We start from the raw sequence: 26093 nt of genomic DNA on the forward strand, positions 1-26093 counted from the left end.
CTTCTCAGCGCACCTGCCGATCAGATGATCGGGATGCTCCAGCTCTTGGGCACGATGTACGGGCTGGTCAGCGTGGTGACCTCGGTGCCGCCGACGGTCAGCTCCAGCCCGGCGGCGGCCAGGTCCTGGTCCACCCGGGCGAGGCCGAGCGTGGTGCCGAGGCCGACGCTGTGGACGGCGTGGACGACCTCGCCGATGTCCTGCCCGTTCACCCAGACGCGGGTGCCGGCCGCGGGCACGCCCTCGCCGCCGGTGAAGCCGACGGTGCGCCGCCCGCCGCCCGACTCGAACGCCTCCAGCACCGCGTCACGGCCGAGGAACTCGTCCTTGGTGACGTCGACCAGCCAGTTGGCGCCGATCTCGATGACGGTGGCGCCCTCGGTGACCTCGTGGCGCGGGATGGGCTGGCGCACCTCCAGCATGGCCAGCTCCAGCGCCTCCTGCCCGGCGGCCTGGGCGTGCTCCAGCGCCTGGCCCCACAGGTCGGTGGCGTGCTCGATGGGCACGATCATCTGGTAGCCGTACTCGCCGGTGAAGCCGGTCCTGGCGAAGACGATGTCGGCGCCGTTCCAGGTGGTGTCCACGACCGACTCGAACGGCAGCGACGCCAGCTCGGCGTCGATGAGCCGGCCGACGACGCCCCAGGCGTACGGGCCCTCCAGCCCGAGGACGGTCAGGTCCCCGGAGCGGTCGGTGATCTCGACACCCTCGTCGTTGTTCGCCCTGAGGTGCTCCAGCAGGCGCGCGCCGGCGCCGCAGGAGCTCTCCAGCAGGATGCCGTCCTCCCGGCCGAAGGCGAGGACCTGGTCCACGACCCCGCCCTCGGCGTCGAGGAGGAGGGACATCATGCAGCGGTCGGACGTCAGGTACTCGACGTCGCGGGCCAGCAGGCGCTGGGCGAAGGCCACCGCGTCGGGGCCGGTGATCTCGATGAGGCCGTGGCCGCCCAGGTCGAGGACCGCGGCGCGCTCCCTGAGCACCTTGTACTCCTCCGCCAGGGAGGAGAAGCGCAGCGCGACGGTGGTGTCGCCCACCTCGCCGTAGACGGTCTCCTGCGGATGCGCGGACGCGAGGACGCTTGCCATGTTCACACCTTTCGCACGGGACGTTGACGGGCCGGGTCGGCGATCGTCAGGTTTCCTTCGGCGGCGACCTGGCCGTCCACCCGGGCCGAGACCCGGTACTCGGCGAAGCCGGCGCCGCCGCCCGTCCGCTCGGCCGTCAGCATGAGCTGGTCGCCGGGGACGACGGGGCGCCGGAACCGCATCGACCTGACCCCCGCCAGGTAGCTGATCTCGCTGGCCCCGGCCAGGGCGAAGACCACTCCCGCGAGCTGGGCCAGCGCCTCGGTGATCACGATGCCGGGGAGCACGGCCTCGCCCGGGAAGTGGCCCTGGAACCACAGCTCGGTGCCGGCGACGTTCTTGACGGCCGTGCCCTTGACGCCGGGCTCGACCTTGCCGACCCGGTCGAGCAGCAGCATCGGCCAGCGGTGCGGCAGGACGGCGCGCACCTGGTCGTGGGTCAGCCCGCTGACGGTCTCTCCTGCGGGCGGTGCCTCGGCGACCGTCATGCCGACGCCCGCAGCGCGGGGTTGACCTCTTCGGCCAGCCGCGACACCGAGCCGAAGACGGCCATCTCGCTGTCGTACAGGGCGACGCCGAACTCCGCCTCGATGGCCACGTACAGCTCCAGCACGTCGAGGCTGTCGAGCTCCAGGCCACGGCCGAACAGCGGCTGGTCGTCGGTGATCCAGTCGGGGTCGATCTCCAGGTCCAGCCGCGACACGATCATCTTCTTGATCTGGCTGCAGGTCTGCTGCCGCTCCGCGGCCCGCGCGCGCAGCTCGTCGATCGTCATCTGGTCCTCCTTGAACCGGGGGGAAGGGGGGACGGCTCAGCCGAGGCCGCCGCCGTGGGCGACCACCACGGAGCCGGACATGTACGACGCCTTGTCGGAGGCGAGGAAGCTCACGATCGACGCGATCTCCTCGGGCCGGCCCATCCGGCCGAGCATGATCCGCGACTCGTACTGCTTCTTGATGCCGGAGGGCACCTTGCGGGTCATGTCGGTCTCGACGAACCCGGGTGCGACGACGTTGGCCCGCACGCCGTGCGGCGCGGCCTCGTTGGACAGCGCGTGGGTGAAGGCGATGATCGCGCCCTTGGAGGCCACGTAGTTGGTCTGGCCGGGGAAGCCCCCGTCGAGCCCGCTGGAGGACGACAGGGTCACGATCGCCCCGCGGCGCTGGTGCTGCATGAGCTTGAGCGCCTCGCGGCAGGCGAGGAAGGTGCCGATGAGGTTGGTGTCCACGGGGGCGCGGAACTGGTCGAGGCTCATCGTGAGGAGGTAGCGGTCCAGGGTGATGCCGGCGCTCGTCACGAGGACGTCGAGCCGGCCGTGGTCGGTGCGCACGCCGCGGAAGAGCCGCCGTACGGACTCCTCGTCCGTCACGTCGGCCTGCACGGCGGTGGCGCTGCCGCCCTCCTCCTCGATCCGGGCGACGACCTCCTTGGCGTCGCTCTCGGAGCGGGAGTAGTTGACCACGACGTGGGCGCCCTCACGGGCCAGGTCCAGCGCGACGGCCCGGCCGATGCCGCGTGAGCCGCCCGTCACCACGGCCACGGAGCCCTGTGCGAAAAGCATCATCCGTCTCCAGGAATTGAGACAATCGCGGATCGGCTTATCCGGATCTTCAGTCAGTAAGCTACTAAGCGCCGACATCACCCCTGTATCACCCGGTTATCCGCGCATTGACCAGAACAATGGCGATGAATGACGCTGACAACCATGAAAATGATGGACGTGGAAGTGTTGATTGTCGGGGGCGGCCCGGTCGGCCTCTCCACGGCCATCGAGCTGTCCCGGCACGGAATATCGACGCTGCTCGTCGAAAAACATGAGGGCACGTCAATTTTTCCGAAGGCCCGCCTCGTCACCACCAGGACGATGGAGATCTTCCGCGCCTGGGGCATCCAGGAGGAGGTGGAGCGGGCCGGCATGCCGCGCGAGGAGTTCCTCGCGGTGGGCGTCGGCAGCTCCCTGACGGCCGACGACTTCGTCAGGTCCGCCGCCGCGCTGCGCCGCGACGCCCCGCAGAGCCCCACCTACATGTTCCTGTGCTCGCAGGACCTGCTGGAGGTCATCCTGCGCCGGCTGGCCGAGTCGCGGCCCGGCACCGAGGTCAGGTACGGCGCCGCCATGACGGGCTTCCGCGCGACGGCGGACGGCGTCGAGGCGGTCGTGTCGGAGGCGTCCGGCGAGACGCTCGTGCGCTGCTCGTACCTGGTGGCGGCGGACGGCAGCCGCAGCGGGATCCGCGAGGAGCTGGGCATCGCCACCGAGGGGCCGCCGCCGCTCGGCCACATGATCAGCATCATGTTCGAGGCCGACCTGGGCTTCCTGCCGCCCGAGCGGCGGGCCGCGCTGTCCTTCCTCACCGACCCGCCGTGCGCGGTGGAGGCCGTCGACCACCGGCGGCGGTGGATGGTGCAGACCGGCTACGAGCCCGAGGAGGGCGGCAGCCCGGACGACTTCACCGAGGACGTCTGCCTGGCCGCCGTGCGCGCCGCCGTCGGCGTGCCCGACCTGCCGGTCTCCATCCTGGGCGTGCTGCCCTGGCTCCAGCAGGCCAAGGTGGCGGCCTCGTTCCGCTCGGGGCGGGTGTTCCTCGCGGGTGACGCCGCGCACGTGGCCACCCCGCAGGGCGGTTTCGGGATGAACTGCGGCATCCAGGATGCCCACAACCTCGCCTGGAAGCTCGCCGCCGTCCTGCGCGGCGCCGCCGGCCCGGCCCTGCTCGACACCTACGAGCCCGAACGCCGGCCCGTCGGCGCCCGGACGGTGGACGAGAGCCTGCACAACGCGTTCATCACCTTCCAGATGATGGAGGGGCGGCTGTCGATGCGGGAGGCCATCGAGCAGCAGGCCGGGCGGCGCAGCTCGGAGGGGCTGGTGCTGGGCTTCCACTACGACTCGGCGGCCGTGGTCCCGGACGGGACGCCCGCCCCGGCGCCCGAGGACCCCTACCGCACGTACGTCCCCACGGCCCGGCCGGGCCACCGCGCTCCGCACGTCTGGCTGTCGAGCCCGTACGGCCCCGTCTCGACGCTCGACCTGCTGGGGCCGTGCTTCACGCTGCTGGCCACGGCGGACGCCGGCTGGCCGGCCGCCGCGTCGGAGGCGTCCTCGCGGGCGGGCGTGCCGGTCACGGCGGTGGAGGTCACCACCACGGACGCCTCCACCGGCCCCGTCCCGGTCCCCGCCGCCGAAGGTCAGGCGTCCGGCCCGTCCGAAGGTCAGGCGGCCGGCCCGTTCACCTCGCCGACGTGGGCCAAGGAGTACGGCCTGGAGGCCGGCGGCGCGGTCCTGGTGCGGCCCGACGGGCACGTGGGCTGGCGCTGCCCCGGCGGCCCGGCCTCCCCCGACGCCCTGGCCACCGCCCTGGCCACCATCCTGGCCCGCACCCCCTGAGCCACCATCCTGGCCCGCACCCCCTGACCGCCCCGGAACCGTACGGCGAAGGCGCGCCGCGGTCACGAGACCGTGGCGCGCCGCCGGGGACCGGCCGGTGGACCGTCAGCCGAAGCCGCTGCGCGCCGGACGGCGGGACTGGAGGCGGGCGGCGCCCAGCCGCAGCGACAAGGGGCTCCCGCAGGACGTGGCCACCAGCTCCGACACCGCCTGCGCCCCCACCGCCGTGTCCACCAGCAGGTCGGCCAGCTCCCGGGCCTCGTCCTCCGGCAGCGGCCGCAGGAACTCCCGGTGCGCCCCCTGCCGGGCCACCAGGTCGTCCAGCGGGTCCGTGCTGGTGATGACCACCCGGCAGTTGGCGCCCCCGGGCAGCAGCGCCCGCGCCTGGTCGCCGTCGCGGACGTCGTCCAGCACCACGAGCAGCCGCCGCCGCGCCGTACAGCTGCGGTAGAGCGCGAGCTTCTCCGCGCGCCCGGCCGGGAGGTCGGCCCCCGCCACGCCGAGCGCCCGCAGGAAGCGGTCGAGCACCGCGTCCAGGCCACCGCCGTGCCCGTCACCCTCCGCACCCACCTCGGCCATGTCGGCGTGGAGCTGCCCGTCGGGGAACCAGTCGATCCGGCTGTGCGCCCAGCGCAGCGCCAGCGTGCTCTTGCCCACCCCGGCCGGCCCGCTCAGCACCATCACGCCCGGCACCGCCACGCCCGGATCGGGCCGCAGGGCGGTGTTGAGCGCGTCCAGCTCCTCCTCGCGTCCCACGAACGGCAGCACCTGCGGCGGGAGCTGGCACGGCACGACGTGCCCCGGCGCGGGCCGTTGGGCGGGCGCCCGCATCAGCGCGGACTCGTCCCGCAGGATCTGCTCGTGCAGCCGCCGCAGCGCCGGGCCGGGCTCCAGGCCGATCTGCTCCAGCAGGTAGCGGCGCGTCTCCTGGTACGTGCGCAGCGCCTCGGCGCGGCGACCGGCGCGGTACTGCGCCAGCATGAGCTGGGCGCGCACCCGCTCACGGAACGGCGACTCGGCGACCAGGGCCAGCAGCTCGGGGATCACCTGGTGGTGACGCCCGAGCTCGATCTCCAGCTCCAGGCACGTCTCCAGCGCCTCCAGCCGCGACTCGGCCATCCGGGCCACGTCGTAGCGCAGCCCCCTGATGTCCTCGAACGGGGTGCCCTGCCACAGGGCGAGCGCCTCGCGCAGCACCTGGACGGCCTGCTCGCGCAGCCCGGCGGCGGCGTGGCCGCGCGCCTGCGCCACCAGCGCCTTGAACCTGACCCAGTCGATGCTGTCCGGGGCGGCCCGTAGCAGGTAGCCGGGGCTGGAGGTCTCGATCAGGCCCGCGCCGAGGGCCCGGCGCAGCCGGGAGACGCAGATGGCGACCTGCCGCCAGGCGCTGCGCGGCGCCGAGCCGGCCCAGACGGCCTCGATCAGCCGCTCGACGCTCATGACGCGGTTGGCGTTCAGCAGCAGGCTGGCCAGGATGGCCAGCTCCCGGTTGGCGCTCATGGGCAGCTCGGCGCCGTCCTTCAGCACCGTGAGCGGCCCGAGCACCCGGAACTCGAACGACGGAGAGCCCATCAGGCCATCACCTCCGCCAGGCGGCCTTCGAGCAGGTCGGCGGCTCGCCCGGTGCCGCCGGCCCGCTCGATGTCGCGCCGCATGGCCTGCGCGCCGTGCCGTACGCGCTCGTCGCCCGCGACCGCGAGGACCGCCGCGACGAGCCCCTCGGGGGTGAGCGTGTCCGGGTCGAGGGCCCGGCCGAGGCCCAGCTCCTCGACGCGGCGCGCGGCCACCCGGTCGATGGGGGTGGCGGGGACGACGACCATGGGGCAGCCCCAGTACAGGGCCTCCATGGCGGTGCCCAGGCCGCCGTGGGTGACCGCGACGGTGGCGTGCCGGAGCACGCTCACGTGCGAGACCCAGCGCCGGACCTCGATGGTGGGCGGCAGCGGCCCGAGATAGCCGGGATCCATGCCCGGAGGCAGGGTCACCACGCCGCGCCAGGGCAGCTCGGCGAAGGCCCGCACGCAGGTCCGGAACAGCTCCGGCCGGCCGGCGGCGACGGTGCCGAAGGTCAGCAGCGCGACCGGCAGCCCGTCGTCCGGCGGCTCCCACTCGGCGAGGAAGCCGCGCTCGCCCAGGCAGGGCCCGACGAACGCGAACCGCTCGTCGAAGGTGTCCCCGGCGGGCTGGAACGAGCGCGGCAGGCTGACCAGGTTGGAGTCCTGGACGTCCCACCACAGCTCGGCCGGGTCGGCCTCGACGCCGTGGTCGGAGGCCAGGGCCCGGGTCCTGGCCAGCATGCCGTCCACCCATCCGGGCAGGTCCGGGCCGGAGCGCTCGCCGGCGTAGACGGAGCCGAGGAAGGAGTAGTGCTCGTTGGAGGCGAAGATCGGGATGAGCTGCGTCGCCGGGACCCCGAGCTTCCTGGCCAGGAGGCGTCCGGCGTGCAGCACCGTCAGGTCGTAGACCACCAGGTCCGGGCGGTCGGTGAGCAGCCGGTCGGCCGCGTCGAGCATCGCCCGGCTCTCGTCGAGGAAGAGTGAGACGAGGGCCAGCGGGTCGCTCTCCAGCGCCCGCAGGTCGGCCCCCGCGTAGATCGAGTCGTAGCAGAGCAGGCCGGCGCCCGTCTCCTCCACCAGCGGCGCCATGCCGCCCCCCGTGAGGTACGTGACCCTGTGCCCTCTGCGAACCAATTCTGCGACCACGGCGAGACTGGGAATGACATGGCCGTGATCGGGCTGACACATGAAGAGATAATGCCGCGTCATGTGAATTCTCTCGGCTTGGTGCGCGTGAGGATTTCTCCACCGCAAAGCTAAAGGACCGCCGGCGAGCCGCGTCACCCCTAGGCGCCCCCTCAACCGGCCCCCTTTTCTAGGGGTTCCACCGGCCTGGAGGAGGGTGTTTATCCTGGGCCGACCCTTGGAGGAGGACAGTCGATGCCCACCCGCGTCTGGGATTATCTGCCGGAATACGCATCCGAACGGGACGACATCATGGACGCGGTCGAGACCGTGTTCCGCTCAGGGCAGCTCGTCCTCGGTGAGAGCGTGCGCCGCTTCGAGGAGGAGTTCGCCGCCAGCCACGGCGCGCGCCACTGCGTGGGCGTGGACAACGGCACCAACGCCGTCAAGCTGGGGTTGCAGGCGCTCGGCGTGGGGCCCGGCGACGAGGTGGTGACGGTGTCCAACACCGCCGCACCGACCGTGGTGGCCATCGACGCCGTCGGCGCGACGCCGGTCTTCGTGGACGTCGACGCCGGGACGTACCTGATGGACGTGTCGCGGGTGGAGGCGGCCGTCACGTCGCGCACGCGCTGCCTGCTGCCGGTCCACCTGTACGGGCAGTGCGTGGACATGGACCCGCTCCTCCGGCTGGCCGAGGAGCGCGGCCTGGCGGTGCTGGAGGACTGCGCGCAGGCGCACGGGGCGCTGCACCGCGGGCGGCACGCCGGCTCGATGGGCCGAGCGGCGGCCTTCTCCTTCTATCCGACGAAGGTGCTGGGCGCGTACGGCGACGGCGGGGCGACGATCACCTCCGACGAGGCGGTGGACGCGGCGCTGCGGCGGCTGCGCTACTACGGCATGGAGCGGACGTACTACGTCGTGGAGACGCCCGGCCACAACGCGCGGCTGGACGAGGTGCAGGCGGAGATCCTGCGCCGCAAGCTGCGCCGCCTCGGCCGCTACGTCGAGGACCGGCGGGCGGTGGCGGCCCGCTACGAGGAGGGCCTGGCGGACACCGGCCTGGTGCTGCCCGTCACCGCGCCGGGCAACGAGCACGTCTACTACGTGTACGTGGTCCGCCACCCGCACCGCGACGAGATCATCGAGGCGCTGCGGGCGTACGACATCCACCTCAACATCAGCTATCCGTGGCCGGTGCACACCATGTCGGGCTTCGCCCACCTCGGCTACGGGCCGGGCAGCCTGCCGGTGACGGAGGAGCTGGCCGGGCAGATCTTCTCGCTGCCGATGTACCCGTCGCTGCCCCGGGGCGTCCAGGACAAGGTCATCGACGCCCTGCGCGAGGTCCTCCGGCGCTGGTCGTGATCAGAGGGTGTGTGATCAGAGGGTGTACGTCCGCGTGACGGCGACGAGGTCGCCGTCCTCGCGCGTGGCGGCCACCAGCCCCGGCGGCCTGGGGACGAAGCCGGGCACGGCGGACAGCCCGTCGGTCTCGCCGATCGCGGTGAGCCGGATCCGGCCACCACCCGGCACCCGGAGCGTGATCCGCGCCCCCGTCGCGGGGATCCCACGGAAGCGGACCTCGGCGGGCCAGGTGCCGGCTCGCGTGCCCGTGACGGGGACGGCCGCCGACCCGGCCCCGCCGACGGACGCCGTGGCCTCGGTGATCGGCCGATCGACCCGCAGCGTCACGGAGCGCGCCCCGCGCCCGCCGGTCACACGCAGCCTGACCGTGTCCCCGTCGCGGCCCAGCACGGACACGCGAGGGCCGTCCGCCCTGATCGCGGGCGCGGCCCCGGTCCACAGGGTGCCCCGGGCGTAGCCGGGCGGCAGCGCCGTGACGTCGCGCCCGGACACGTACCGTCTGGTCCAGTCCGCGGGCTCCTCGTCGGCGCTGACCCATCGGGCGGTCCCTGTGCCGGCGTCCATGACGTACGCCAGGTGCGTGCGGCGCGGATGGTCGGCGTCGAACCCGTCCGCCGCCAGCCCGCAGCCCACCAGCGCCACGGCCAGCCCGGCGGCGGTCAGAGGCACGGCCACGGCAGCGCCGCGCGGCAGCCCGCGGGCGAGGTCGGGCAGGAACAGCTCCACGACCGGCAACGCCGTCATCCCGAACAGCGCCAGCGCCAGGGCGCCCGCCCCGCCGAGCGCGAGCCCCATCCCGTCGAAGGCGTTCCCGGCCAGGGCGGGCAGCAGCGCCGCGGCCGTCACCATCCCCAGGGTCACCGCGGCGACCCGCGTCCAGGCAGGCCCGGGGAGCAGGAGGGCCGCCAGCCCGCCGAGCGCGCAGAGCAGCGCGGGCAGCGTGAAGACGTAGGAGGCCCCGGGTGCCACCTGGGCGCACAGCAGGCCGAGCCCGGCCGGCCACGCCAGCGCCCCGACGGCCGACGCGGCGGGGCCCAGCCTGCGCCGCAGCGGCAGGTACCAGCCCAGCAACGCCAGGCCCGACAGCACCGCGACGGCCGCCTCGAACGCCTCCGGCCGGTGCAGCAGCCCGCCCATCCCGTCGTACGCCGGACGCCAGGCCACCAGCAGCTCCCACAGCGCCTGCGCCGCGAGCACCGACAGGATCGGCGGCGCGGCGGCCGACGCCGCGGCGCCGAGCAGTCGCGGCAGGCTGATCAGCCGCCTGCGGCGCGCCACCAGCGCGAGGGCCGCCACCGCGAGCACGCCGAGCACCGCCAGTGGCTGGACGACCATGTCCGGGTACGTGATCATCGTGCCCAGCAGCCGGAAGTACGTGACGTCGTGGTCGGAGGCCAGCGTGGGCAGGTCGGCGGCGCCCAGCGCGTGGGCCAGCGCCAGCATGTTCGAGCCGTGGTGCTGCAGGCTGCCCCGGTCGAGGTTCTCGATGGAGTCGCCGGCGGTGTGGTAGTGCGAGGAGCCCTCGATGTAGGCGAAGTTCATGCCGGTGAACCCGGCCTTGGTCAGCGGGGTGAAGTCGGTGTTGTTCGGCAGCAGCCGGTACAGCTCGACCATCGACGAGTCGCCCCGCGGCCGCGGAACGGCGTCGACGAACGTCTCGACCAGCCGGGCGTTGTCCCTGGAGGTCTCGAACATCAGGGAGGGGCCGCCGACCCCGCGGGCCTCCCAGTTGAGGAGGACCCCGCCCTTGCGGCCGAGGGGATGCTCCCGGACGAACGCCTCGGCGCCGAGCACGCCGTCCTCCTCGCCGTCCGACATCAGCAGCACCAGGTCGTTGCGGAGGCGTCCGCCCGCGCCCAGCGCGCGGACGGTCTCCAGCATCGCGGCGACCGCCGCGCCGTCGTCGGAGGCGCCGGGTCCCATGGCGGCGGAGTCGTAGTGGGCCGCCACCAGCACGGTCCCCGTGGGGTCCTGGCCGGGCAGGGTGGCCACGATGTTGCGCACCTGCCCGAACGTCGCCAGCCCGGCCGCCGACCGCGCCCCGACGGCGCGTTGGATCTCGACCTTGAGCCCCGCCGCGCGCAACTGCCCGGCCAGGTAGTTCCTGGCCCTGCCGCTCGCCGGGCCGCCGAGCGGGCGCGGCTCGGCGGCGAACCTCTCCAGGTGGGCCAGGGCCCGCGCGGCGCTGAACTCGCCGGGCGGTGCCGAGGCCGGCGACGGCTGCGTCGTGCTGCCCGTCATGGCGGTCAGCATGGCCACCGCGGCCAGCGCGAGCACGGCGGCCAGCCCGGCCCGCACCCGTCGCGGGACGTCGAACAACTTTCCCATCATGGCGATGAACGGTAGGTTCGGCCGCCCCCCTGCCGGAATGATGCGCACACCCGGACATACCTGTGGTTTTCCGCAGGTCACCGCGGGCGGGTGCCTGCCCCGGTCAGCGGGTGTACTCGGGGAGCAGTCCCCGCGCCGCCGCCTCACCGAGGGTGGGCGCCCGCCGGTCGCGCTCGGACAGCACCAGCGGCCCCAGCCCGGACGGCAGCCGCAGCCCGATCTCCTCGTCGAAGACCGACAGCGTCAGCTCGTGCTCCTTGCGGTACTCCCTGGACAGCAGGTAGCTGACCACCGAGCCGTCCTCCAGCGCGGCGAACGCGTGGCCGACCCCCGGCGGGACGTACACCGCGCGGGCGGTGTCGGCGGCCAGCTCGACCGCCTCCCACCGGGCGAACGTGGGCGAGCCCACGCGCAGGTCCACCACCATGTCGAGGACCCGGCCCGCCGCGCAGTAGACGTACTTGGCGGTGCCGGGCGGCACCAGCGTGTAGTGGACGCCGCGCACGACGCCGCGCCGCGACACGTTCCGGCTGACCTGCGCCACGGGGAAGAGCGGGCGCCCGACGGCGCCCGCGAAGACGTGCTCCTGGTACGGCGAGGCGAAGTCGCCCCGCTCGTCGTGGAACACCTCGGGGACGAACTCGACCGCCCCCTCCACCGCGAGCCGCCGGTGCCTCATGCCGTTGCTCGTCAGGGCGCTCATCAGGCTCGGACCAGCCGGACCTCGGGCACGTAGAGGATCCACGTGCCGCCCGCCTCGCGGAACCCCTCCTCCTTGGCCATGATCTCCTCGGCGTGGTTCCACGCGAACAGCAGCGCGTAGTCGGGATAGGGGTCGGCGAACGCCTCGGGGCCGCGCACGGGGATGTGCGAGCCGGGCGTGAGCCTGCCCTGCTTGGCCGGGGTGGTGTCGGACACGAACGACACGAGGTCCGGGCCGATGCCGCAGTAGTTGAGCACGGTCGCGCTCTTGGCCGTGGCGCCGTAGCCGTACACGCGGGCGCCCTCGTCGCGCAGGCGGGTGAGCAGCGCCACGAGCCGGTCGCGGCTGTCGGCCACGCGGGCGGCGAAGGCCGTCAGTGTGGCGAGGTCGCTGACGCCGGCGGCGTCCTCGGCCGCGAGCAGCTCGGCCACGGCCGGGCTCGGCGTCCGTGCCCCCCGCCGGGCCAGCGTGTAGCGGACCTCGCCGCCGTGCACCGGCAGCCGCTCCACGTCGACCAGCTCGAAGCCGTGCCGCCGCGCCATGCCGCTCACCGAGCGGGCGGAGAAGAAGTAGAAGTGCTCGTCGTAGATCTGGTCGTAGGAGGCGCGCTCGACGATGTCGCCGAGGTAGGGGTCCTCGAAGACGAACACGCCGTCCGGCCGCAGCAGTGTGGCGACGCCGCCGAGGATCGAGTCCATGTACGGGATGTGGCACAGGGTGTTGGCCGCGTAGATCACATCGGCCGGCCCGTCCTCGGCCAGCACGGCGGCGGCCGTGGCGGCCTCGAAGAAGTCCTTGCGCACCCGCACGCCCTTGGCCGCGGCCAGGTCGGCGACCCCGCCGGACGGCTCCACGCCGAGGTGCCGCACCCCGGCCTCGGCCACGCGCTGGAGCATGGTGCCGTCATTGCAGCCCAGCTCGACGATGAACGGGTCGTCGCCGGCCAGGTCGGTGGCGAGGAACCGCTCGGCGAGGCTCCAGAAGTGCTCGCGCATCACGGCGGAGCCGGAGGACAGGTAGGGGTATCCGTCGTGGAACATGCGCTCCCGGGGCACCTCCTCCAGGAGCTGCACCATGGAGCAGTCCTCGCAGACGCCCACGGCCAGCCGGAACACGTACTCCTCCCGCGGGTCCCCGGGGGTGACGAAGGCGTCCGAGACCGGCTGGCTGCCGAAGTCGGCGAACTGGTGGAGACGGCCCGAACAGATCCGGCACGCCATGCGTTCCTCCTCAGGTTGCGGACGGCCGTCACGTGGCCGGCCGGCGGTACCTCACCCAGACGTCTCCCGTCTGCACGTAGCCCGTGAGCCGTACGGTGACGCCGTCCGGCGCGAGGGGCGCCGGGGGGCGGTTGTGGACGGCGCCCATCCATCGCCGGACGACCTGCTCGTCACGGACCTGCCAGCCGCGCGGGACCGCGACGACGATGTCGCCGAACCACGAGGTGATCTCCACGTCGAGATGGACCTCCGGGTGCGGGCACTCCGCGAGGGTGAAGTCGATCCGCACCGTGCCCCATCGGCCCGCCTTCGCGCTGATGTGCCGGGGCACCGCCCAGCGGCCCACCTGCGCGACCTTGCCGCTGCCCGTGTGGAGCTGGAGCTCGGCGGGCCCGGGTAAGCCCTGCGGCGGCGGGGCGGCGGTGACGACCGCGGGCAGCGAGCCGTCCCGCGGCAGGTCGGCCACGACCTCGTCGAGCTCCCCGAGCGTGCGCGCCCGGTAGGTCCGGTCGATGCGCTCGTTCAGCTCCTCCAGCGTGATCCGTCCCTCGCCGACCGCGACGCGGAGCGTCTCCGCCACCCGTTCGCGGTCCTGGTCACTGGCTCGCACGTCCCGATGATCGGTCATGGCGTCCACCCTAGAAGGCTACGAAGGGGCCGCCCACCGAAGAACCCCTATCCTGCCGGGGCTCCGGGCCGTGCCCGCGCCTGGGGTGGGGGGCGGGGCGGGCAGGGGTTGAGCGGCGCCGCGGGGCATGACAGCTTCGGCCACGGACGGTTGGAACGGCCCGCCGTGACGGGACCGCCGTGGTGAGGAGCCTGCCATCATCGACGTTCACGACTGGCTCCAGGAGGTCGCCGGGCACACCTCCATGGACGTGGCGCGGCTGCCGCTGGAGGAGCTGCCCGCCTGGCACGCGGACCCGGCGACGGGCAATCTGCGGCACGACAGCGGCGGCTTCTTCACCGTCGAGGGGCTCGACGTCCACCGCCCCGCTGGTCCGGTGCCGGCCTGGACGCAGCCCATCATCAACCAGCCCGAGACGGGCATCCTGGGCATCCTGCTCAAGCGGGTGGACGGGGTGCCGTACGCATTGATGCAGGCCAAGAACGAGCCGGGCAACCCCGACGGGCCGCAGGTGTCGCCGACGGTGCAGGCCACGCGGAGCAACTACACGCGGGTGCACCAGGGGCGGGCGGTGCCGTACCTGGACCTCTTCCGGGAGCCGCGCGGCCGGGTGCTCGCCGACACGCGCCAGTCGGAGCAGGGCGCGTGGTTCTACCGCAAGCGCAACCGCAACATGGTCGTGGAGGTCCCGGGGCACGTGGAGGCCGCCGAGGGGTTCCGCTGGCTGCCGCTGGCGCGGGTGTACGGGCTGCTGGGGGTGCCGGACCGGGTCAACATGGACGCCAGGACCGTGCTGTCCTGCCTGCCGCCCCAGCGGGTCTCGGAGGGCGCCGGACCGGCGGGCTTCGCCGGCGCGGTGGCGCGCTCCCGCGACGCCTCGCGCGGGGCCCGCCACGAGCTGGGCGAGATCCTGAGCTGGCTCAGCGGGCTGCGCTCCACGGCCGACGTCCGCGCCGCGCTCGTCCCGCTGGACCGGGTGCGCGGCTGGCGCCGCTCCGGCGGGCGCATCTCCCACGAGACGGGCCGGTTCTTCGACGTCATCGGGGTACGGGTGGAGGCGCGCGGCCGGGAGGTGGCCGGCTGGTCGCAGCCGATGCTCGCGCCGGTGGGCACGGGCCTGGTGGCGTTCCTGGTCAGGACGATCGGCGGGGTGGTCCACGCCCTGGTGCAGGCGCGCGTGGACCCGGGCTACACCGACGTGGTCGAGCTGGCGCCGACCGTGCAGTGCACGCCGGGCAACTACGACCACCTGCCGGCCGCCGCCCGCCCGCCGCTGGTGGACGTGGTGCTGGACGCCGTACGGGGCTCGTCGCGGGCCCGGCTCCGGTTCGACACCGTGCTGTCGGAGGAGGGCGGCCGGTTCTACCACGCGCGCAATCGCTACGTCGTGGCCGAGACGGACGAGGACCCGCTGCCGGGCCATCCGGGGTTCCGCTGGCTCGCGCTGCACCAGATCGACGAGCTGCTGCGGCACAGCTACTACCTCAACGTGGAGGCCCGCAGCTTGACGGCCTGCCTGCACGGCCTGGCGCACGGCCCCTCGTACGGGGTGCCCGGCGGGCGGCCGCCCGCGACGCCGTACGAGCCGCGCGTGCCGCTGCTCAGCGGAGGAGTTCGATGACCTTCCCGAAGTCGTCCATGGCCGGCTCCATCACCGTGACGTACGTGAAGCCGAACGTCTTCTCGTGCCGGCGCACCTGCTCGGCGATGTCCTCCGGCGTGCCGGCGAACAGCGTCGGCACCTCCAGGAGCTGCTCGGTGGTCAGGTCGGGGGCGTAGCGCCGCAGGCTCTCCACCCCCGCCCGGCGGTCGCGGGTCAGCACCGTGGCCTTGGACAGCACGTTCAGCTCCAGGTCCGCGGCGCGCGGCCCGGCCGCCTCCTGGGCGAAGACGACGCGGCGCGTCAGCTCGGCCGCGTCCACGAGCGCCGTCCTGCCGTACTCGGGGCGGAACGGCGCGCCGGTGAAGCTGACGATCTCGGCCCGCCGCGCGGCCAGGCGCAGCACGCGGTCGCCGTGGCCGCCGATCATGAGCGGCGGCGTCCGGCCGCCCAGGAGCCCGTCCAGCTCGCCGACCAGCCGCTCCAGCGCCCGTACGCGGTGACCCGCGCCGAACGGCAGGCCGGCCGCCTCGAACTCCTCCCGCACGTACCCGGTGCCGAGCCCCAGCTCCAGCCGGCCGTCGATGAGCAGGTCCACGGTCGCCGCCTCCCGGGCCAGCAGCGCGGGCCGGTGGAAGGAGGCGTTGAGCACGTACGTGCCGATGACCGGCCGCTCGGTGACCTCGGCGGCGAGCAGGGCGGTGGGGAACGGCGCCATCAGGTTGAGATGGTCGGGCACGGCGATGACGTCGTAGCCGAGAGCCTCGGCCCGGCGGCACGTGGCCGTCCACCGGGCGCGCGTGCCGCCCTCGCTGATGAGCACCACCCCGAACCTCATGACCGGGCCTCCACCCGGCGCGAGCCCGCCGCGGCGGCGGCCCGGGGGACGCCCACCACGGCGATGGCGGTGAGGAGAAGGCCGCGGCCGGCCGTCCAGCGCCCGGTGAAGCCGGTCAGCCGCTCCCCCTGCCAGCGCGGCCCCGACACCATGAGGTGCGCGGTGAACGTGCCGCGCAGCGGGTCCACGGTGACGGCGGCGTCCTGGAAGTCCAGCCACCGCCCCGCCAGCGGGAACCATGCCTTGTAGACCGACTCCTTGGTGCTGAACAGCAGGCGGTCCCAGGCGGTGCCCGGGTGCCGCTCGCCCAGCCGGCGCACCATGTCGCGCTCCTTGGGCACCGAGACGGCCTCCAGCACGCCGGGCGGCAACGGGGCGTCCGGCTCGGCGTCGATGCCGATGAGTGCCGGGTACGCGCCGACGGCCGCGGCCCGGTAGCCGGCGCAGTGGGTGATGCTGCCGGTGATGCCGTGCGGCCAGCACGGCTCGCCGTGGGAGCCGCTGAGCACCGGGACGGGGCGCAGCCCGAGCCGTTCCATGGCCTTGCGGGCGCAGTGGCGGCCGGTGGTGAACTCGCGGCGGCGCTTGTCCGCGGCCCGCCGCACCAGCTCGGCCTCCTCGGGAAAGAGGGCGGCCTCCGGTGGATCGTTGAAGGCGTCGAATGCCTTGACGGTCGCGGGCAGGATCTTCTCGATCACACGACCTCCTCACGCCCGTCAGCACGGAACATCCGCACAGTAGCTAATCCACCGATAACCCAAAAGGCCGACAAAACTCTTTATGGGGTCATGCTGGCAATTAGGGGGTTAATAGGGGGTGGGGCCGTTGCTTCTGCTTCAGCTTCCCCTACCATTGGGTAACACTGAAGCTCGCTAATCGACAGCCGCGCCTGGTCTCTCGCGCAAGACCGCATTCGCTGCCCGATTTCCCGGTCCCCGGTCGGAGCCGGTGATCGGGAAAGGCGCATGGAGGGATTTCGGTGCGTTACACGAGGCTGGGCCGGACGGGGCCGGTCATCTCTTCCATCGGGCTGGGCTCGCTGGCCCTCGCCGGCGCCTACGGCCCGGTGCACGAGGCCGAGGCCGACCGCCTGATCCGCAGGGCGCTCGACGCGGGGGTGACCTTCGTCGACACGTCCGCCTTCTACGCGGCGGGCCGGGCCGAGCGGCTCATCGGGCGGGCCGTCGCCGGGCGGAGGCACGAGGTGACGCTGTGCACGCGCGGCGGCGTGCGCGCCATGGAGGCGGACGGCCGGGTCTGCTACGACGACGGCCCCGGCGCGCTGGAGCGCGACTGCGACGCCTCACTCCAACGGCTCGGCGTCGACCACATCGACCTGTACTACCTGCACTGCCGCGACGGCCGCGTGCCGGTCGAGGAGAGCATGGGCCGCCTGGCCGAGCTGGTGCGCGCCGGGAAGATCCGCTATGTCGGGCTGACCAACGGCACGCTGCGGCAGCTCCGCGAGGCCCACGCCGTCCACCCGGTCACCGCGCTGAGCGCCGAGTACTCCGTCTGGGGCCGGTACGCCGACCCCGCGCTGCTCGCCGCGGTGCGCGAGCTGGGCATCGCGCTGGTGGCGGCGCGCCCCCTGGGCCGGGGCTTCCTCACCGGCCGGATCAGGGTGGACGCCGGCTTCGAGCCGGGCGACTGGCGGCTCGGCGACCCGCGCTTCGGGCCGGGACGGGACGGGCACTGCACCGGTCTGCAGGCGCTGGAGGCCGTGGCCGCGCGGCTCGACCTGAGCGCCGGGCGGCTGGCGCTGGCCTGGCTGCTGGCGCAGGGTGAATACACCGTCCCGGTGCCGAGCACGCGCAGCCAGGTCCACCTGGAGATGAACCTGGCCGCCTGCGCGGTCGAGCTGCCGTCCGAGGTCCGCGACAAGCTGACCGGCGTCTTCGCCTCCGACGGGGATCAGTCGCCGTCGCCCCTGCTCTGAGGCATGATGAGCGACCCGGCGAGCGCCTTGTTGACCGCGTCGATGCGCGAGACCGCGTTCAGCTTCAGGAAGATGTTGCGCATGTGCCGCTTCACCGTCGCCTCGGCCAGCCCCAGGCGGCGGGCGATCTGGTTGTTGCTCAGCGCCTGCGCGGCGAGCTGGAGCACCTCCAGCTCCTTGTCCGACAGCACTCCGGCGGTCGGCGCCTCCACGTGGGCCAGGCTGCTCCGCGACACCGCGAGCACCAGCCTGGACTGGTCGTCGTACACGCTGCGCACGGCCGCGATCAGCTCGTCCCGGTGGACGCTCTTGTGCAGATATCCCCGGATGCCGGCGGCGAGCAGCCGGGTGAGGAGCTGCGGCCCGTCATACATGCTGAGGATGATGATCCGCGTCTCCGGCGACAGCCGCCGGATCCGCGCCACGGTCTCGGTGACCTCGTCCCCGGGGATCTCCACGTCGAGCAGCACGACGTCCGGCTCGGTCTCCTCGACCAGGGCGACCGCCGCGCCGGAGTCGCCGGCCTCGCCCACGACGTCCATGCCGCCGAAGGATTCGAGGATCTCGCGCAGGCCCTCCCTGAACAGCGTGTGATCGTCCACCAAGGCGACGGAGATGGGCTTAGGCGTCGTCCGGTCCACCGGCCTGTCCTCTGAGTGGGATGTACAGCTCGACGAGGCATCCGCCGCCGGGCTCACTGGAGACCGTCACCGTACCGCCGAGCAGCTCCGCGCGCTCGCGCATGGAGGTGAGTCCCACGCCGCCGCGCCGGCGCGCGTTCGCCGGGTCGAAGCCCCGCCCGTTGTCGCGGGCCGACGCGATGAGCTCGTGCGGGGCGATGTCCACGTTGAGCCGGATGATCGTCGGGTCGCCGTGGGTGAGCGAGTTGCGCACGGTCTCGCGCAGGATGAGGAACGCCTCGTCGAGCACGCGCGGGTCCACCCACGACTCGTCGCCGTTGACGTCGAACGCGATGGAGATGGAGTCGTCACCGACCGCCTCCAGGAAGTCCAGCAGCGACTTCTCCAGGTTCTTCACCGGGGTCTGCGGGTGCAGCTCGGAGGTCATCTGGCGCAGGTTCTCCATGGTCTCCTGGATGGCCTGCTGCACCACCACGATCTTGGCGGAGGCGCGGGCCGGGTCGGTCGCCCGGTACGCCTCCGACAGGGCGAGCTGCTGGTGGGCGACGCTCGTGCCGTGGCCGATGCGGTCGTGCAGCTCACGGGCGATGCGGCGGCGCTCCTCCTCCTGGGCCTCGTGCACCTGGTTCAGCAGGAACCCGTGGTAGCTGTCGGCGGCCTCGCGGATGCGGCGCGACAGGCTCGCCTCCAGACCGGTCGCGGCCAGTACGAATTCCTCGGCCGGCGAGACGCATTCAGCGGTGATACGACGGGTGAGGTGCGAAAGCGCTATCCCGAAGAAAAGTGAGCCCGCCTCAAGCGAAGTTTTCGGATGGGTGCCGCTGGCCGCCCGCGCGTTCCCGACCTCCCAGGCGTGGAATTTGGAAAGACTACTTATCTGTATCTTTCCAGCGCGTAGCGTAGCCGCGACGTCGTCGAGCACGTATCGGGCCGTGGAGACCGCCTGGCCCCTGGCGACCGGATCGGAGAAGAGAGCGTTTCCGCTGGTCCGGAGTGCGATTTCGAATTCCGTGAGAACTTCTTCGCGACAAGCTTCGACGAATCTCGCCGGATCCTCCGCCGCCCCGTGTGCCGCGTCCAAGGTCCACCCTCCGCCATGGGGAGTGCACGAGTGAGCCTAGCATCGCGCAGCGGGCACACTAATGCAACACTTATGGCCATATATTAGTCAGAAGAGGGGTAATGTGTAGTAGATGCTGCGTTAACATGAATGCCCGGTATGGGCGACGTCGAGCACCACGACCGGCACTACCTGTACGCTTTCCGGGAGCAAGTGTTCCGGCCATCCTTCCGGTCACCGCTCCGGGCATCGTTCCGGCCACCGCGACGGCCACGACCCCGGCCGCCATGACCGCCAGCACCGCCACCAGGGGCACCTCCAGGAGCACCACCGCGAGCCCGAACGCGGCCAGGACCACCAGCGCCGCCGCGATCATCACCTGCCGCGACCTCCGCTCGCCGATCAGCACCCCGAGCGTCCGCCGGCCCGCCGCCGTGTCCCCCGGGATGTCCGACAGGTCCTTGGCGGGCACGCCCACCAGCACCATCCAACAGGTCGCCGCCGCGGCGAAGACCAGCAGCGACGGCGGCATCTGCACCATCGCCACAGCCGAAACCGTCGCCGACCCCGCCACGCCTTCATAGGTGGCCGAGCCCGCCACGACCGCTCCCCCCGCGTACGACAGCAGTCCCGACAGGCACAGGACCGCGACCGTGCCGCCGCAGCTGTCCTTCAGCGACAGCGGCGGTCCCGAGTACAGGAATCCCAGCACGAGGTTGGCCGCGATGATCCACACCATCGGGTGCGGCAGGCCGGCCGTCGCCGCCAGCGACAGCGCGCCCGCCGCCGCGGCCACCACGGCCGCGACCCGCGGATCGAGGTCGCCCCGCGCGATGGGCCGGCCCGACCCGTTGATGCGGTCCTCGGCCACGTCCGTGACGCCGTTGAACAGATAGACGGCGAAGATCGACAGGACCCACGCGGTCGCGCCCTGCACGACCTTCAGAGGTTCGGGAGCCGGAACGGCGGGCAGTACGAGCGCCATCCCGGACAGATAGCGCAGCGCCGACACGGCGAGCACTCCGGGGCGGGCCTCGGCGACGCACAGCAGGAGCACGCGAACGCCGGTGGAAAAGAGAAGGGGACGGGGGGCCGGAGGTGTCCAGGGAGCGGCCATAGCCCGGATTGTGACCTCAGGACCGGGCGGCGGTTAAGGGAGTAATCCGAAAGGTGTAGGCCGGATGCGCCTTTCGATACCCGGTCGTACTCCCCCTGGATATCCGCCCCTGAACTCCTGGTCCACCTTCTTGCCGGGCCCCCGACACCCCTATAGCTTCAGGGCCATCACACGAGATTATGACCGGCCCTTCTCCCCCAGCGGTACCGAACATTCACACCGTGGTATTCCGGAATTTGCACTCTAGCTCCGGGGCCGGCGAAAGCGGAAGACCCGCGACCACGCACCGCGACCATCCCGTTGCGATCCTCCTGGCGAAGCCGTGTTCCTGGAAAGGAAATCCGACGATGCAGGGTGCAGAACGCTATACCGGATTCACCCCCCTCGACCTCACCGACCGCACCTGGCCGAGCAGGCGCATCAGCTCGGCGCCGCGCTGGCTGTCCACCGACCTGCGCGACGGCAACCAGTCCCTGGCCCGCCCGATGAGCCCCGAGCGCAAGCTCATGATGTTCGACCTCCTCGTGTCCATGGGCTACAAGGAGATCGAGGTCGGCTTCCCGGTGGCCAGCCAGGACGACCACGACTTCGTCCGCCTGCTCATCGAGCAGGAGCACATCCCGGACGACGTGCGGATCACCGTGCTCACCCAGGCCCGCGAGGAGCTGATCACGGCCACCCTGGACTGCCTCAGGGGCGCGCCCCGCGCCGTGATCCACATCTACAACGCGACGTCGCCGCAGTTCCGCCAGGTGGTGTTCGACCTCGACCGGGCCGGCTGCAAGGAGCTCGCGGTCCGGGCGACGCGGGTGATGATGGACCACGCCGAGCGGACCCTGCCCGACTGCGACCTCGGCTACCAGTACTCCCCCGAGCTGTTCAACGAGACCGAGCTGGACTTCTCGCTGGAGGTCTGCGAGGCCGTCATGGACGTCTGGCAGCCCGCCGCCGGCCGCGGCATCATCCTCAACTTCCCGACGACGGTCGAGCGGTCCCTGCCGAACGTCTTCGCCGACCAGATCGAGTGGCTCGGCCGGCACCTGTCGCGCCGCGAGCACGTGTGCCTGTCAGTCCACCCGCACAACGACCGCGGCACCGGCGTCGCCTCCGCCGAGCTCGCGCTGCTGGCCGGCGCCGAGCGGATCGAGGGCTGCCTGTTCGGCAACGGCGAGCGGGCCGGCAACGTCTGCCTGGTGACGCTCGGCATGAACCTGTACGCCCACGGCATCGACCCGGGCATCGACTTCTCCGACATCAACGCCGTCCGGCGCACCGTCGAGCTGTGCAACCAGCTCCCCGTCCACCCGCGCCACCCCTACGGCGGCGACCTGGTCTACACCGCCTTCTCCGGGTCGCACCAGGACGCGATCAACAAGGGCTTCGAGGACCGCGAGCGCCGTGCCGCCGAGGACGGCGTCACCGCCGCCGGCCTGCCCTGGCGGATGCCGTACCTGCCGGTGGACCCCGCCGACGTGGGCCGCACGTACGAGGCGGTCGTGCGGATCAACAGCCAGTCCGGCAAGGGCGGCGTCGCGTACGTGATGAGCGCCTGGCACGGCCTGCACCTGCCCCGCGGCCTGCAGGCCGACCTGGCGGCCCGCGTCCAGGCCACGGCCGAGGACGGCGGCGGCGAGCTGTCGCCGAGCCGCATCGGCGCGCTGTTCGAGGAGGAGTACCTGCACCGCGGCGACCCGGCCGAGCCGCTGCCGGCCGGCGGCGAGCCGGTGACGGCGACGCTGTATGTCGACGGCGGGTTCGAGGTGAGCGGGCCGCGCGCGGACGCCGTGCGCACGATCGGGTCGGTGCTCGCGCCGTGGGGCATCGAGGTGCGCGCGGTCCACCGCACCGCGCCGGCGCTGGACGACCAGCGCCTGACGCCCCACCGGCCCGCGCTGGGCGGCCGGACACCGGAGGAGGTCGTGATCTACGCCGAGTGCGGGACGGGCGACGCCGTGGCGTGGGGGGCGGGCATCGGCCGCGACGTCGCCGCCGCCGCGTACGCCGCGGTCCGCGCCGCCGGCGCCCGCCTGCTCGCGGCCACCGGGCCCGAGAGCCGGCTCACCGGCGGCGACGCCTTCCCGGACGACGCCTTCGCGGACCGGACGGCCGCCGCCCCCGCGTGCGGCGCCGCCCAGGGCCGCCCCACCCGGCGGCGCCCGCTGGAACCGGCCGGCCACTGACCGGCCGCGAGCCCCACCACCGACGACACCGAGGAGGGCCATCATGGCCGTGGACGACGAACGGCAGGCCATGACCCTGCTGCACGGGCTCCTGGAGGAGGCGGTGGCCGGCCGCGGCCGGATCGCCCTGGTCACGGGCGCCATCGCCACCGGCAAGAGCCGGCTGCTGTACGGCTTCGCCGACGACGCGTTCGAGCACGGCGCGCTGCCGCTGAGCGCCATGGGCTCGCTGGCCGAGCGCGACCTGCCCCTGGGCGTGCTGTCGCAGCTCCTCCACAACGCGCCGATGACCGAGGAGCACCGCGCCACCACGCTGCGCCTGCTGCAGGAGGGCGCCCGCGCGCACATCTCCAGCGACCCGCGCGCCGACTCGATCGAGCACGTGGACGTGCAGATCGTGGACGCGCTCTGCACGGTGCTGCTGGAGCTGTCGGAGCGCTGCCCGCTCGTCATCGCGGTCGACGACATGCACCACGCCGACCGCGCGTCCCAGCTCTGCCTGTCGTACCTGGCGCGGCGGGTGAAGTACGCGCGCATCATGCTGGTGTTCGGCACGCCCGGACACCAGGCCCGCCTCCCGAACCTCCTGCACACCGAGGTCCTCCGGCAGCCGCACTGCCGGCAGGTGCGGCTCGGCCACCTGACGGAGCAGGGCGTCGCCGAGCGGGTGGCGCGACTGGCGGGCGAGGAGGCGGCGGCCCGGTTCGCGGCGCGCTGCCACGAGGTGAGCGGGGGCAACCGGCTGCTCGTGGACGCCGCGCTGGAGGACCTCCAGGACACCGGCGCCCCGGGCGACAGGTACGGCGAGGCCGTCGTCGCCTGCCTGCACCGCGCCGGCCCGGAGGCCCTGCTCATGGCCCGCGCGCTGGCGGTGGCGGGGACCACCGCCGCCGCGGCCCGTCTCCTCAGCCGCGCCGACACCGGCGACACGACCGGACGTGCGGGGACGACCGCGGATGGGGAGACGGCCGGACGTGGAGACACGACCGCACGTGGAGACACGACCGCACATGGAGACACGACCGCACGTGCGGAGACGGACCGGCTGTACGGGGGTCAGCCGGACCGGCGGGCGGGTGTGGCGGACGCGGCGCGGGCGGAGCAGGCGCTGACCGGCGCCGGGCTGCTCAGCGGCGGCCGGTTCCGGCACGAGGCCGCCAGGGCGGCGGTGCTGGCCGGGCTGGACGGCTCCGAGCGCGCCCTCCTGCACCGCCGCGCCGCCGAGCTGGCCTACCACGACGGCGCTCCCGTGGCGGCCGTGGCCGACCACCTCATCCGGGGCGGCCACGCCGCTCACCCGTGGGCGCTGCCCGTCCTGGAGGAGGCCGCCGAGCAGGCGCTGCGCGACGGCGACGTGGAGCCCGCGATCGAGTACCTCAAGCTGGCCTGGCAGGCGTGCGCCGACGAGCGGCGGCGCGCCCGGATCACCACCACGCTGGTACGCGCCAAGTGGCGCATCAACCCGAGCACCCCCGCCGGCCACCTCGCCGAGCTGACCGCCGCGCTGCACAACGGCCACCTGGGCGGCGGCGACGCCGTGGTGCTGGCCAAGGCGCTGCTGTGGCACGGCCACGACACCGACGCCAAGGACGTGCTCGCCCGCCTCGGCGAGCTGGCGGAGCCGGACCGCGAGACCGTGGCCGAGCTGGCGGCCGCACGCGCCTGGTTCCGCAGCAGCTACCCGTCGTTCCTGCCGCACCTGCCCAAGCTCAGCGACGAGCAGGCCAGCGGCGCGGCGCACTCGCTCAGCGTCGGCCGCCGCCTGGAGTCGGCGGGGGCGCTGGCCCGCGCGCTGGCCGACGAGTGCCCCGACGAGCCGGCCGCCACGGCCGAGCGGGTGCTGCGCGGCTGCCGTCTGGACGAGATGTCCATGGACACCGTCGAGAGCGCGCTGCTCACCCTCACCTACACGGGCCGGGCGGACCGGGCGGCGCCGTGGTGCGACGCGTTCATCGCCGAGGCCGCCTCGCGCCACGCTCCGAGCCGGCAGGCACGGCTGTCCGCGATCCGCGCGGAGATCCACCTGCGGCGGGGCGACCTCACGGGCGCGGTGGACGACGCGCGGCGGGCCCTGGAGATCATCCCGCCGGGGAGCTGGGGCGTGGCCGTCGGCGGCCCGATCGGCAGCCTGCTCCTGGCGGGCGCGGCCATGGGCCGGTTCGAGGAGTTCCTGCCCCAGGCGGACCGGCCGGTGCCGGAGGCGATGCTGGAGACCCGGTTCGGCCTGCACTACCTGTACGGCAGGGGCCGCTTCCACCTGATGGCCGGCCAGCCCCTGCAGGCGCTGCGCGACCTGCGGCTGTGCGGCGAGCTCATGCGGGCGTGGGGGCTGGACGCGCCGGGGTTCATCGCGTGGCGGCTGGACGTGGCCGAGGCGCTGATCCGGCTGGAGGAGCCGGAGGAGGCGCGGGTGCTCGTGGAGGACCAGCTCGCCCGCTGCGACCGCCGCGCCCCCCGCGTCCACGGGGCGGGGTTGCGGCTGCTGGCCGCCGTCGGCGAGCCGCGCCACCGCGTCATGATGCTGCGCCAGTCGGCCGAGCTGCTCCAGTCGAGCGGTGACCGGTACGAGCTGGCCAGGACGCTCGGCGAGCTCACGGAGGCGTACCGGGCGATGGGCGAGTTCCGGCGCGCGTGGATGGTGGGACGGCGGGCGCGCGCCCTGGCCGACGAGTGCCGGATCACGGTCCTGGACCCGGACCTCGCGCCGGGCGAGGACGAGGACGGCGAGGCGGAGCCGGGCGGCGTGCGGCCCGTGCTCAGCGACGCCGAGCGGCGCGTCGCGGCGCTGGCCGCCGACGGCTACTCCAACCGGGAGATCTCCGGCAAGCTGTTCATCACGGTCAGCACGGTGGAGCAGCACCTGACCCGCATCTACCGCAAGCTCAACGTCACCCGCCGGACCGAGCTGCCCGCCGACCTGATGAGCCGCCAGGCCTGACCCGGCCGAACCCCGGCCCCCCGAAAGGGCCGGGGAGGCGGCGGGTCACTCCGCGATGGCCGTGTGCATGACCCACTGGAAGACGAGGGCGTCCGCGCCGTCGACCGTGGTGCTCTCGCCGTGGTGCCGGAAGTGCTCGTACCCGGCGCCGTGCGGCAGCTTGAGCGTGTCGGTGCCGGCGCTGACCCGCTGGACGCGCCGGTCCCCCGGCAGGTGGTCGGGGCCGCCCACGAGCACGGCGGTGACCTGTTGCTGGACAGCTGGCTGGGACGGGGCGAGATGGGACATGGCGCCTCCTGGTGGACGGCAGTGTTCACAGCGGGATGTCGGAGTGGCGCCCGCGGCGCGCGAGGCGGCGCCTGGGCGGGACGGTCAT

Annotated in this window: 22 protein-coding genes; 6 read left to right on the forward strand and 16 right to left on the reverse strand. The window is 73.3% G+C overall.

Going from position 1 to position 26093, the window contains the following annotated elements; all coding sequences use genetic code 11:
- Positions 1-20: 20 nt before the first annotated feature.
- Genes ACIBG4_RS33335 through ACIBG4_RS33350 form a run of 4 tightly spaced genes read right to left on the reverse strand, consistent with a single transcriptional unit; the run spans position 21 to position 2649 of the window.
- A complete protein-coding gene (locus tag ACIBG4_RS33335) occupies positions 21-1085 on the reverse strand; it encodes a glycine cleavage T C-terminal barrel domain-containing protein (RefSeq protein ID WP_355439402.1) in 1065 nt (354 codons plus the stop codon).
- A gap of 2 nt (positions 1086-1087) precedes the next feature.
- Complete coding sequence (gene fabZ, locus ACIBG4_RS33340) at positions 1088-1573, reverse strand: 3-hydroxyacyl-ACP dehydratase FabZ (RefSeq protein WP_310717295.1); 486 nt, start codon at positions 1571-1573, stop codon at positions 1088-1090.
- Positions 1570-1860 (reverse strand): acyl carrier protein, encoded by a 291-nt coding sequence (locus ACIBG4_RS33345; protein WP_175601782.1) that lies wholly within the window; start codon positions 1858-1860, stop codon positions 1570-1572. Before ACIBG4_RS33345 ends, fabZ begins: the two co-directional genes overlap by 4 nt.
- A 36-nt stretch (positions 1861-1896) precedes the next feature.
- On the reverse strand, positions 1897-2649 hold the full coding sequence (locus ACIBG4_RS33350) for a 3-oxoacyl-ACP reductase family protein (RefSeq protein WP_310717296.1): 753 nt from the start codon (positions 2647-2649) through the stop codon (positions 1897-1899).
- Between the two features lie 156 nt (positions 2650-2805).
- Between ACIBG4_RS33350 and ACIBG4_RS33355 the strand changes: the two genes are divergently transcribed.
- On the forward strand, positions 2806-4473 hold the full coding sequence (locus ACIBG4_RS33355; RefSeq protein WP_397205434.1) for an FAD-dependent oxidoreductase: 1668 nt from the start codon (positions 2806-2808) through the stop codon (positions 4471-4473).
- Positions 4474-4578: 105 nt separating this feature from the next.
- Here ACIBG4_RS33355 and ACIBG4_RS33360 read toward each other — a convergent pair whose 3' ends face one another.
- Positions 4579-6045 (reverse strand): BTAD domain-containing putative transcriptional regulator, encoded by a 1467-nt coding sequence (locus tag ACIBG4_RS33360; protein WP_397205436.1) that lies wholly within the window; start codon positions 6043-6045, stop codon positions 4579-4581.
- Positions 6045-7238 carry a macrolide family glycosyltransferase gene (locus ACIBG4_RS33365; protein WP_397205438.1) on the reverse strand — a complete coding sequence of 398 codons (1194 nt, stop codon included), beginning with the start codon at positions 7236-7238 and terminating at the stop codon, positions 6045-6047. Before ACIBG4_RS33365 ends, ACIBG4_RS33360 begins: the two co-directional genes overlap by 1 nt.
- 171 nt (positions 7239-7409) lie before the next feature.
- Here ACIBG4_RS33365 and ACIBG4_RS33370 point away from each other — a divergent pair, with 171 nt between their 5' ends.
- The gene (locus tag ACIBG4_RS33370; RefSeq protein ID WP_397205440.1) at positions 7410-8522 is read left to right on the forward strand and encodes a DegT/DnrJ/EryC1/StrS family aminotransferase; all 1113 of its coding nucleotides are present in this window, start codon (positions 7410-7412) and stop codon (positions 8520-8522) included.
- A gap of 15 nt (positions 8523-8537) precedes the next feature.
- Here the strand turns inward: ACIBG4_RS33370 and ACIBG4_RS33375 are convergent, their stop codons facing one another.
- The 4 genes from ACIBG4_RS33375 to ACIBG4_RS33390 all read right to left on the reverse strand — a co-directional run bounded on the left by ACIBG4_RS33375 (position 8538) and on the right by ACIBG4_RS33390 (position 13404).
- On the reverse strand, positions 8538-10853 hold the full coding sequence (locus tag ACIBG4_RS33375; RefSeq protein ID WP_397205442.1) for a M28 family peptidase: 2316 nt from the start codon (positions 10851-10853) through the stop codon (positions 8538-8540).
- Between the two features lie 103 nt (positions 10854-10956).
- Entirely contained in the window at positions 10957-11556 is a 600-nt protein-coding gene (locus ACIBG4_RS33380) for a dTDP-4-dehydrorhamnose 3,5-epimerase family protein (protein ID WP_310717302.1), read from the reverse strand.
- Positions 11556-12776 carry a methyltransferase domain-containing protein gene (locus ACIBG4_RS33385; RefSeq protein ID WP_397205444.1) on the reverse strand — a complete coding sequence of 407 codons (1221 nt, stop codon included), beginning with the start codon at positions 12774-12776 and terminating at the stop codon, positions 11556-11558. Before ACIBG4_RS33385 ends, ACIBG4_RS33380 begins: the two co-directional genes overlap by 1 nt.
- Before the next feature lie 28 nt (positions 12777-12804).
- Positions 12805-13404: a DUF1707 domain-containing protein gene (locus ACIBG4_RS33390; protein ID WP_310717304.1), complete on the reverse strand. Its 600-nt coding sequence runs from the start codon at positions 13402-13404 to the stop codon at positions 12805-12807.
- A 199-nt stretch (positions 13405-13603) separates the two neighbouring features.
- On the opposite strand from ACIBG4_RS33390, the gene ACIBG4_RS33395 reads away from it, so the two are divergent.
- Positions 13604-15025: an NDP-hexose 2,3-dehydratase family protein gene (locus ACIBG4_RS33395; protein WP_397205496.1), complete on the forward strand. Its 1422-nt coding sequence runs from the start codon at positions 13604-13606 to the stop codon at positions 15023-15025.
- Here ACIBG4_RS33395 and ACIBG4_RS33400 read toward each other — a convergent pair.
- Both ACIBG4_RS33400 and ACIBG4_RS33405 read right to left on the reverse strand, forming a co-directional pair.
- Positions 15006-15842 carry a TIGR03621 family F420-dependent LLM class oxidoreductase gene (locus ACIBG4_RS33400; protein WP_397205446.1) on the reverse strand — a complete coding sequence of 279 codons (837 nt, stop codon included), beginning with the start codon at positions 15840-15842 and terminating at the stop codon, positions 15006-15008. The genes ACIBG4_RS33395 and ACIBG4_RS33400 overlap by 20 nt on opposite strands.
- Entirely contained in the window at positions 15839-16540 is a 702-nt protein-coding gene (locus ACIBG4_RS33405; RefSeq protein WP_355439374.1) for a 4'-phosphopantetheinyl transferase superfamily protein, read from the reverse strand. Before ACIBG4_RS33405 ends, ACIBG4_RS33400 begins: the two co-directional genes overlap by 4 nt.
- A gap of 281 nt (positions 16541-16821) precedes the next feature.
- Here ACIBG4_RS33405 and ACIBG4_RS33410 point away from each other — a divergent pair, with 281 nt between their 5' ends.
- Complete coding sequence (locus ACIBG4_RS33410) at positions 16822-17781, forward strand: aldo/keto reductase (protein ID WP_397205449.1); 960 nt, start codon at positions 16822-16824, stop codon at positions 17779-17781.
- On the opposite strand, the gene ACIBG4_RS33415 is transcribed toward ACIBG4_RS33410, so the two are convergent.
- The 3 genes from ACIBG4_RS33415 to ACIBG4_RS33425 all read right to left on the reverse strand — a co-directional run bounded on the left by ACIBG4_RS33415 (position 17757) and on the right by ACIBG4_RS33425 (position 20539).
- A complete protein-coding gene (locus tag ACIBG4_RS33415) occupies positions 17757-18383 on the reverse strand; it encodes a response regulator (protein ID WP_397205451.1) in 627 nt (208 codons plus the stop codon). The two genes, ACIBG4_RS33410 and ACIBG4_RS33415, sit on opposite strands and share 25 nt — an antisense overlap.
- 19 nt (positions 18384-18402) lie before the next feature.
- The gene (locus ACIBG4_RS33420; protein WP_397205453.1) at positions 18403-19044 is read right to left on the reverse strand and encodes a sensor histidine kinase; all 642 of its coding nucleotides are present in this window, start codon (positions 19042-19044) and stop codon (positions 18403-18405) included.
- A 529-nt stretch (positions 19045-19573) separates the two neighbouring features.
- Positions 19574-20539: a UbiA family prenyltransferase gene (locus tag ACIBG4_RS33425; protein ID WP_397205455.1), complete on the reverse strand. Its 966-nt coding sequence runs from the start codon at positions 20537-20539 to the stop codon at positions 19574-19576.
- Between the two features lie 407 nt (positions 20540-20946).
- Here ACIBG4_RS33425 and ACIBG4_RS33430 point away from each other — a divergent pair, with 407 nt between their 5' ends.
- On the forward strand, positions 20947-22779 hold the full coding sequence (locus ACIBG4_RS33430; protein WP_397205457.1) for a 2-isopropylmalate synthase: 1833 nt from the start codon (positions 20947-20949) through the stop codon (positions 22777-22779).
- 43 nt (positions 22780-22822) lie between these two features.
- Positions 22823-25717, forward strand: a complete 2895-nt coding sequence (locus ACIBG4_RS33435; protein WP_397205459.1) for a LuxR C-terminal-related transcriptional regulator — start codon at positions 22823-22825, stop codon at positions 25715-25717.
- 45 nt (positions 25718-25762) lie between these two features.
- Here ACIBG4_RS33435 and ACIBG4_RS33440 read toward each other — a convergent pair whose 3' ends face one another.
- Positions 25763-26005: a DUF5988 family protein gene (locus ACIBG4_RS33440; protein ID WP_310708871.1), complete on the reverse strand. Its 243-nt coding sequence runs from the start codon at positions 26003-26005 to the stop codon at positions 25763-25765.
- Positions 26006-26093 lie beyond the last annotated feature (88 nt).

It is taken from the genome of Nonomuraea sp. NPDC050383 (assembly GCF_044459125.1).
Taxonomy (GTDB): domain Bacteria; phylum Actinomycetota; class Actinomycetes; order Streptosporangiales; family Streptosporangiaceae; genus Nonomuraea.

Excerpts from the sequence above, each read along its gene's own strand:
- ACIBG4_RS33335 (WP_355439402.1), bottom strand. The coding sequence starts at position 1,085 with ATGGCAAGCGTCCTCGCGTCCGCGCATCCGCAGGAGACCGTCTACGGC.
- fabZ (WP_310717295.1), bottom strand. The coding sequence starts at position 1,573 with ATGACGGTCGCCGAGGCACCGCCCGCAGGAGAGACCGTCAGCGGGCTG.
- ACIBG4_RS33345 (WP_175601782.1), bottom strand. The coding sequence starts at position 1,860 with ATGACGATCGACGAGCTGCGCGCGCGGGCCGCGGAGCGGCAGCAGACC.
- ACIBG4_RS33350 (WP_310717296.1), bottom strand. The coding sequence starts at position 2,649 with ATGATGCTTTTCGCACAGGGCTCCGTGGCCGTGGTGACGGGCGGCTCA.
- ACIBG4_RS33360 (WP_397205436.1), bottom strand. The coding sequence starts at position 6,045 with ATGGGCTCTCCGTCGTTCGAGTTCCGGGTGCTCGGGCCGCTCACGGTG.
- ACIBG4_RS33365 (WP_397205438.1), bottom strand. The coding sequence starts at position 7,238 with ATGACGCGGCATTATCTCTTCATGTGTCAGCCCGATCACGGCCATGTC.
- ACIBG4_RS33370 (WP_397205440.1), top strand. The coding sequence starts at position 7,410 with ATGCCCACCCGCGTCTGGGATTATCTGCCGGAATACGCATCCGAACGG.
- ACIBG4_RS33375 (WP_397205442.1), bottom strand. The coding sequence starts at position 10,853 with ATGATGGGAAAGTTGTTCGACGTCCCGCGACGGGTGCGGGCCGGGCTG.
- ACIBG4_RS33380 (WP_310717302.1), bottom strand. The coding sequence starts at position 11,556 with ATGAGCGCCCTGACGAGCAACGGCATGAGGCACCGGCGGCTCGCGGTG.
- ACIBG4_RS33385 (WP_397205444.1), bottom strand. The coding sequence starts at position 12,776 with ATGGCGTGCCGGATCTGTTCGGGCCGTCTCCACCAGTTCGCCGACTTC.
- ACIBG4_RS33390 (WP_310717304.1), bottom strand. The coding sequence starts at position 13,404 with ATGACCGATCATCGGGACGTGCGAGCCAGTGACCAGGACCGCGAACGG.
- ACIBG4_RS33400 (WP_397205446.1), bottom strand. The coding sequence starts at position 15,842 with ATGAGGTTCGGGGTGGTGCTCATCAGCGAGGGCGGCACGCGCGCCCGG.
- ACIBG4_RS33430 (WP_397205457.1), top strand. The coding sequence starts at position 20,947 with ATGCAGGGTGCAGAACGCTATACCGGATTCACCCCCCTCGACCTCACC.
- ACIBG4_RS33435 (WP_397205459.1), top strand. The coding sequence starts at position 22,823 with ATGGCCGTGGACGACGAACGGCAGGCCATGACCCTGCTGCACGGGCTC.
- ACIBG4_RS33440 (WP_310708871.1), bottom strand. The coding sequence starts at position 26,005 with ATGTCCCATCTCGCCCCGTCCCAGCCAGCTGTCCAGCAACAGGTCACC.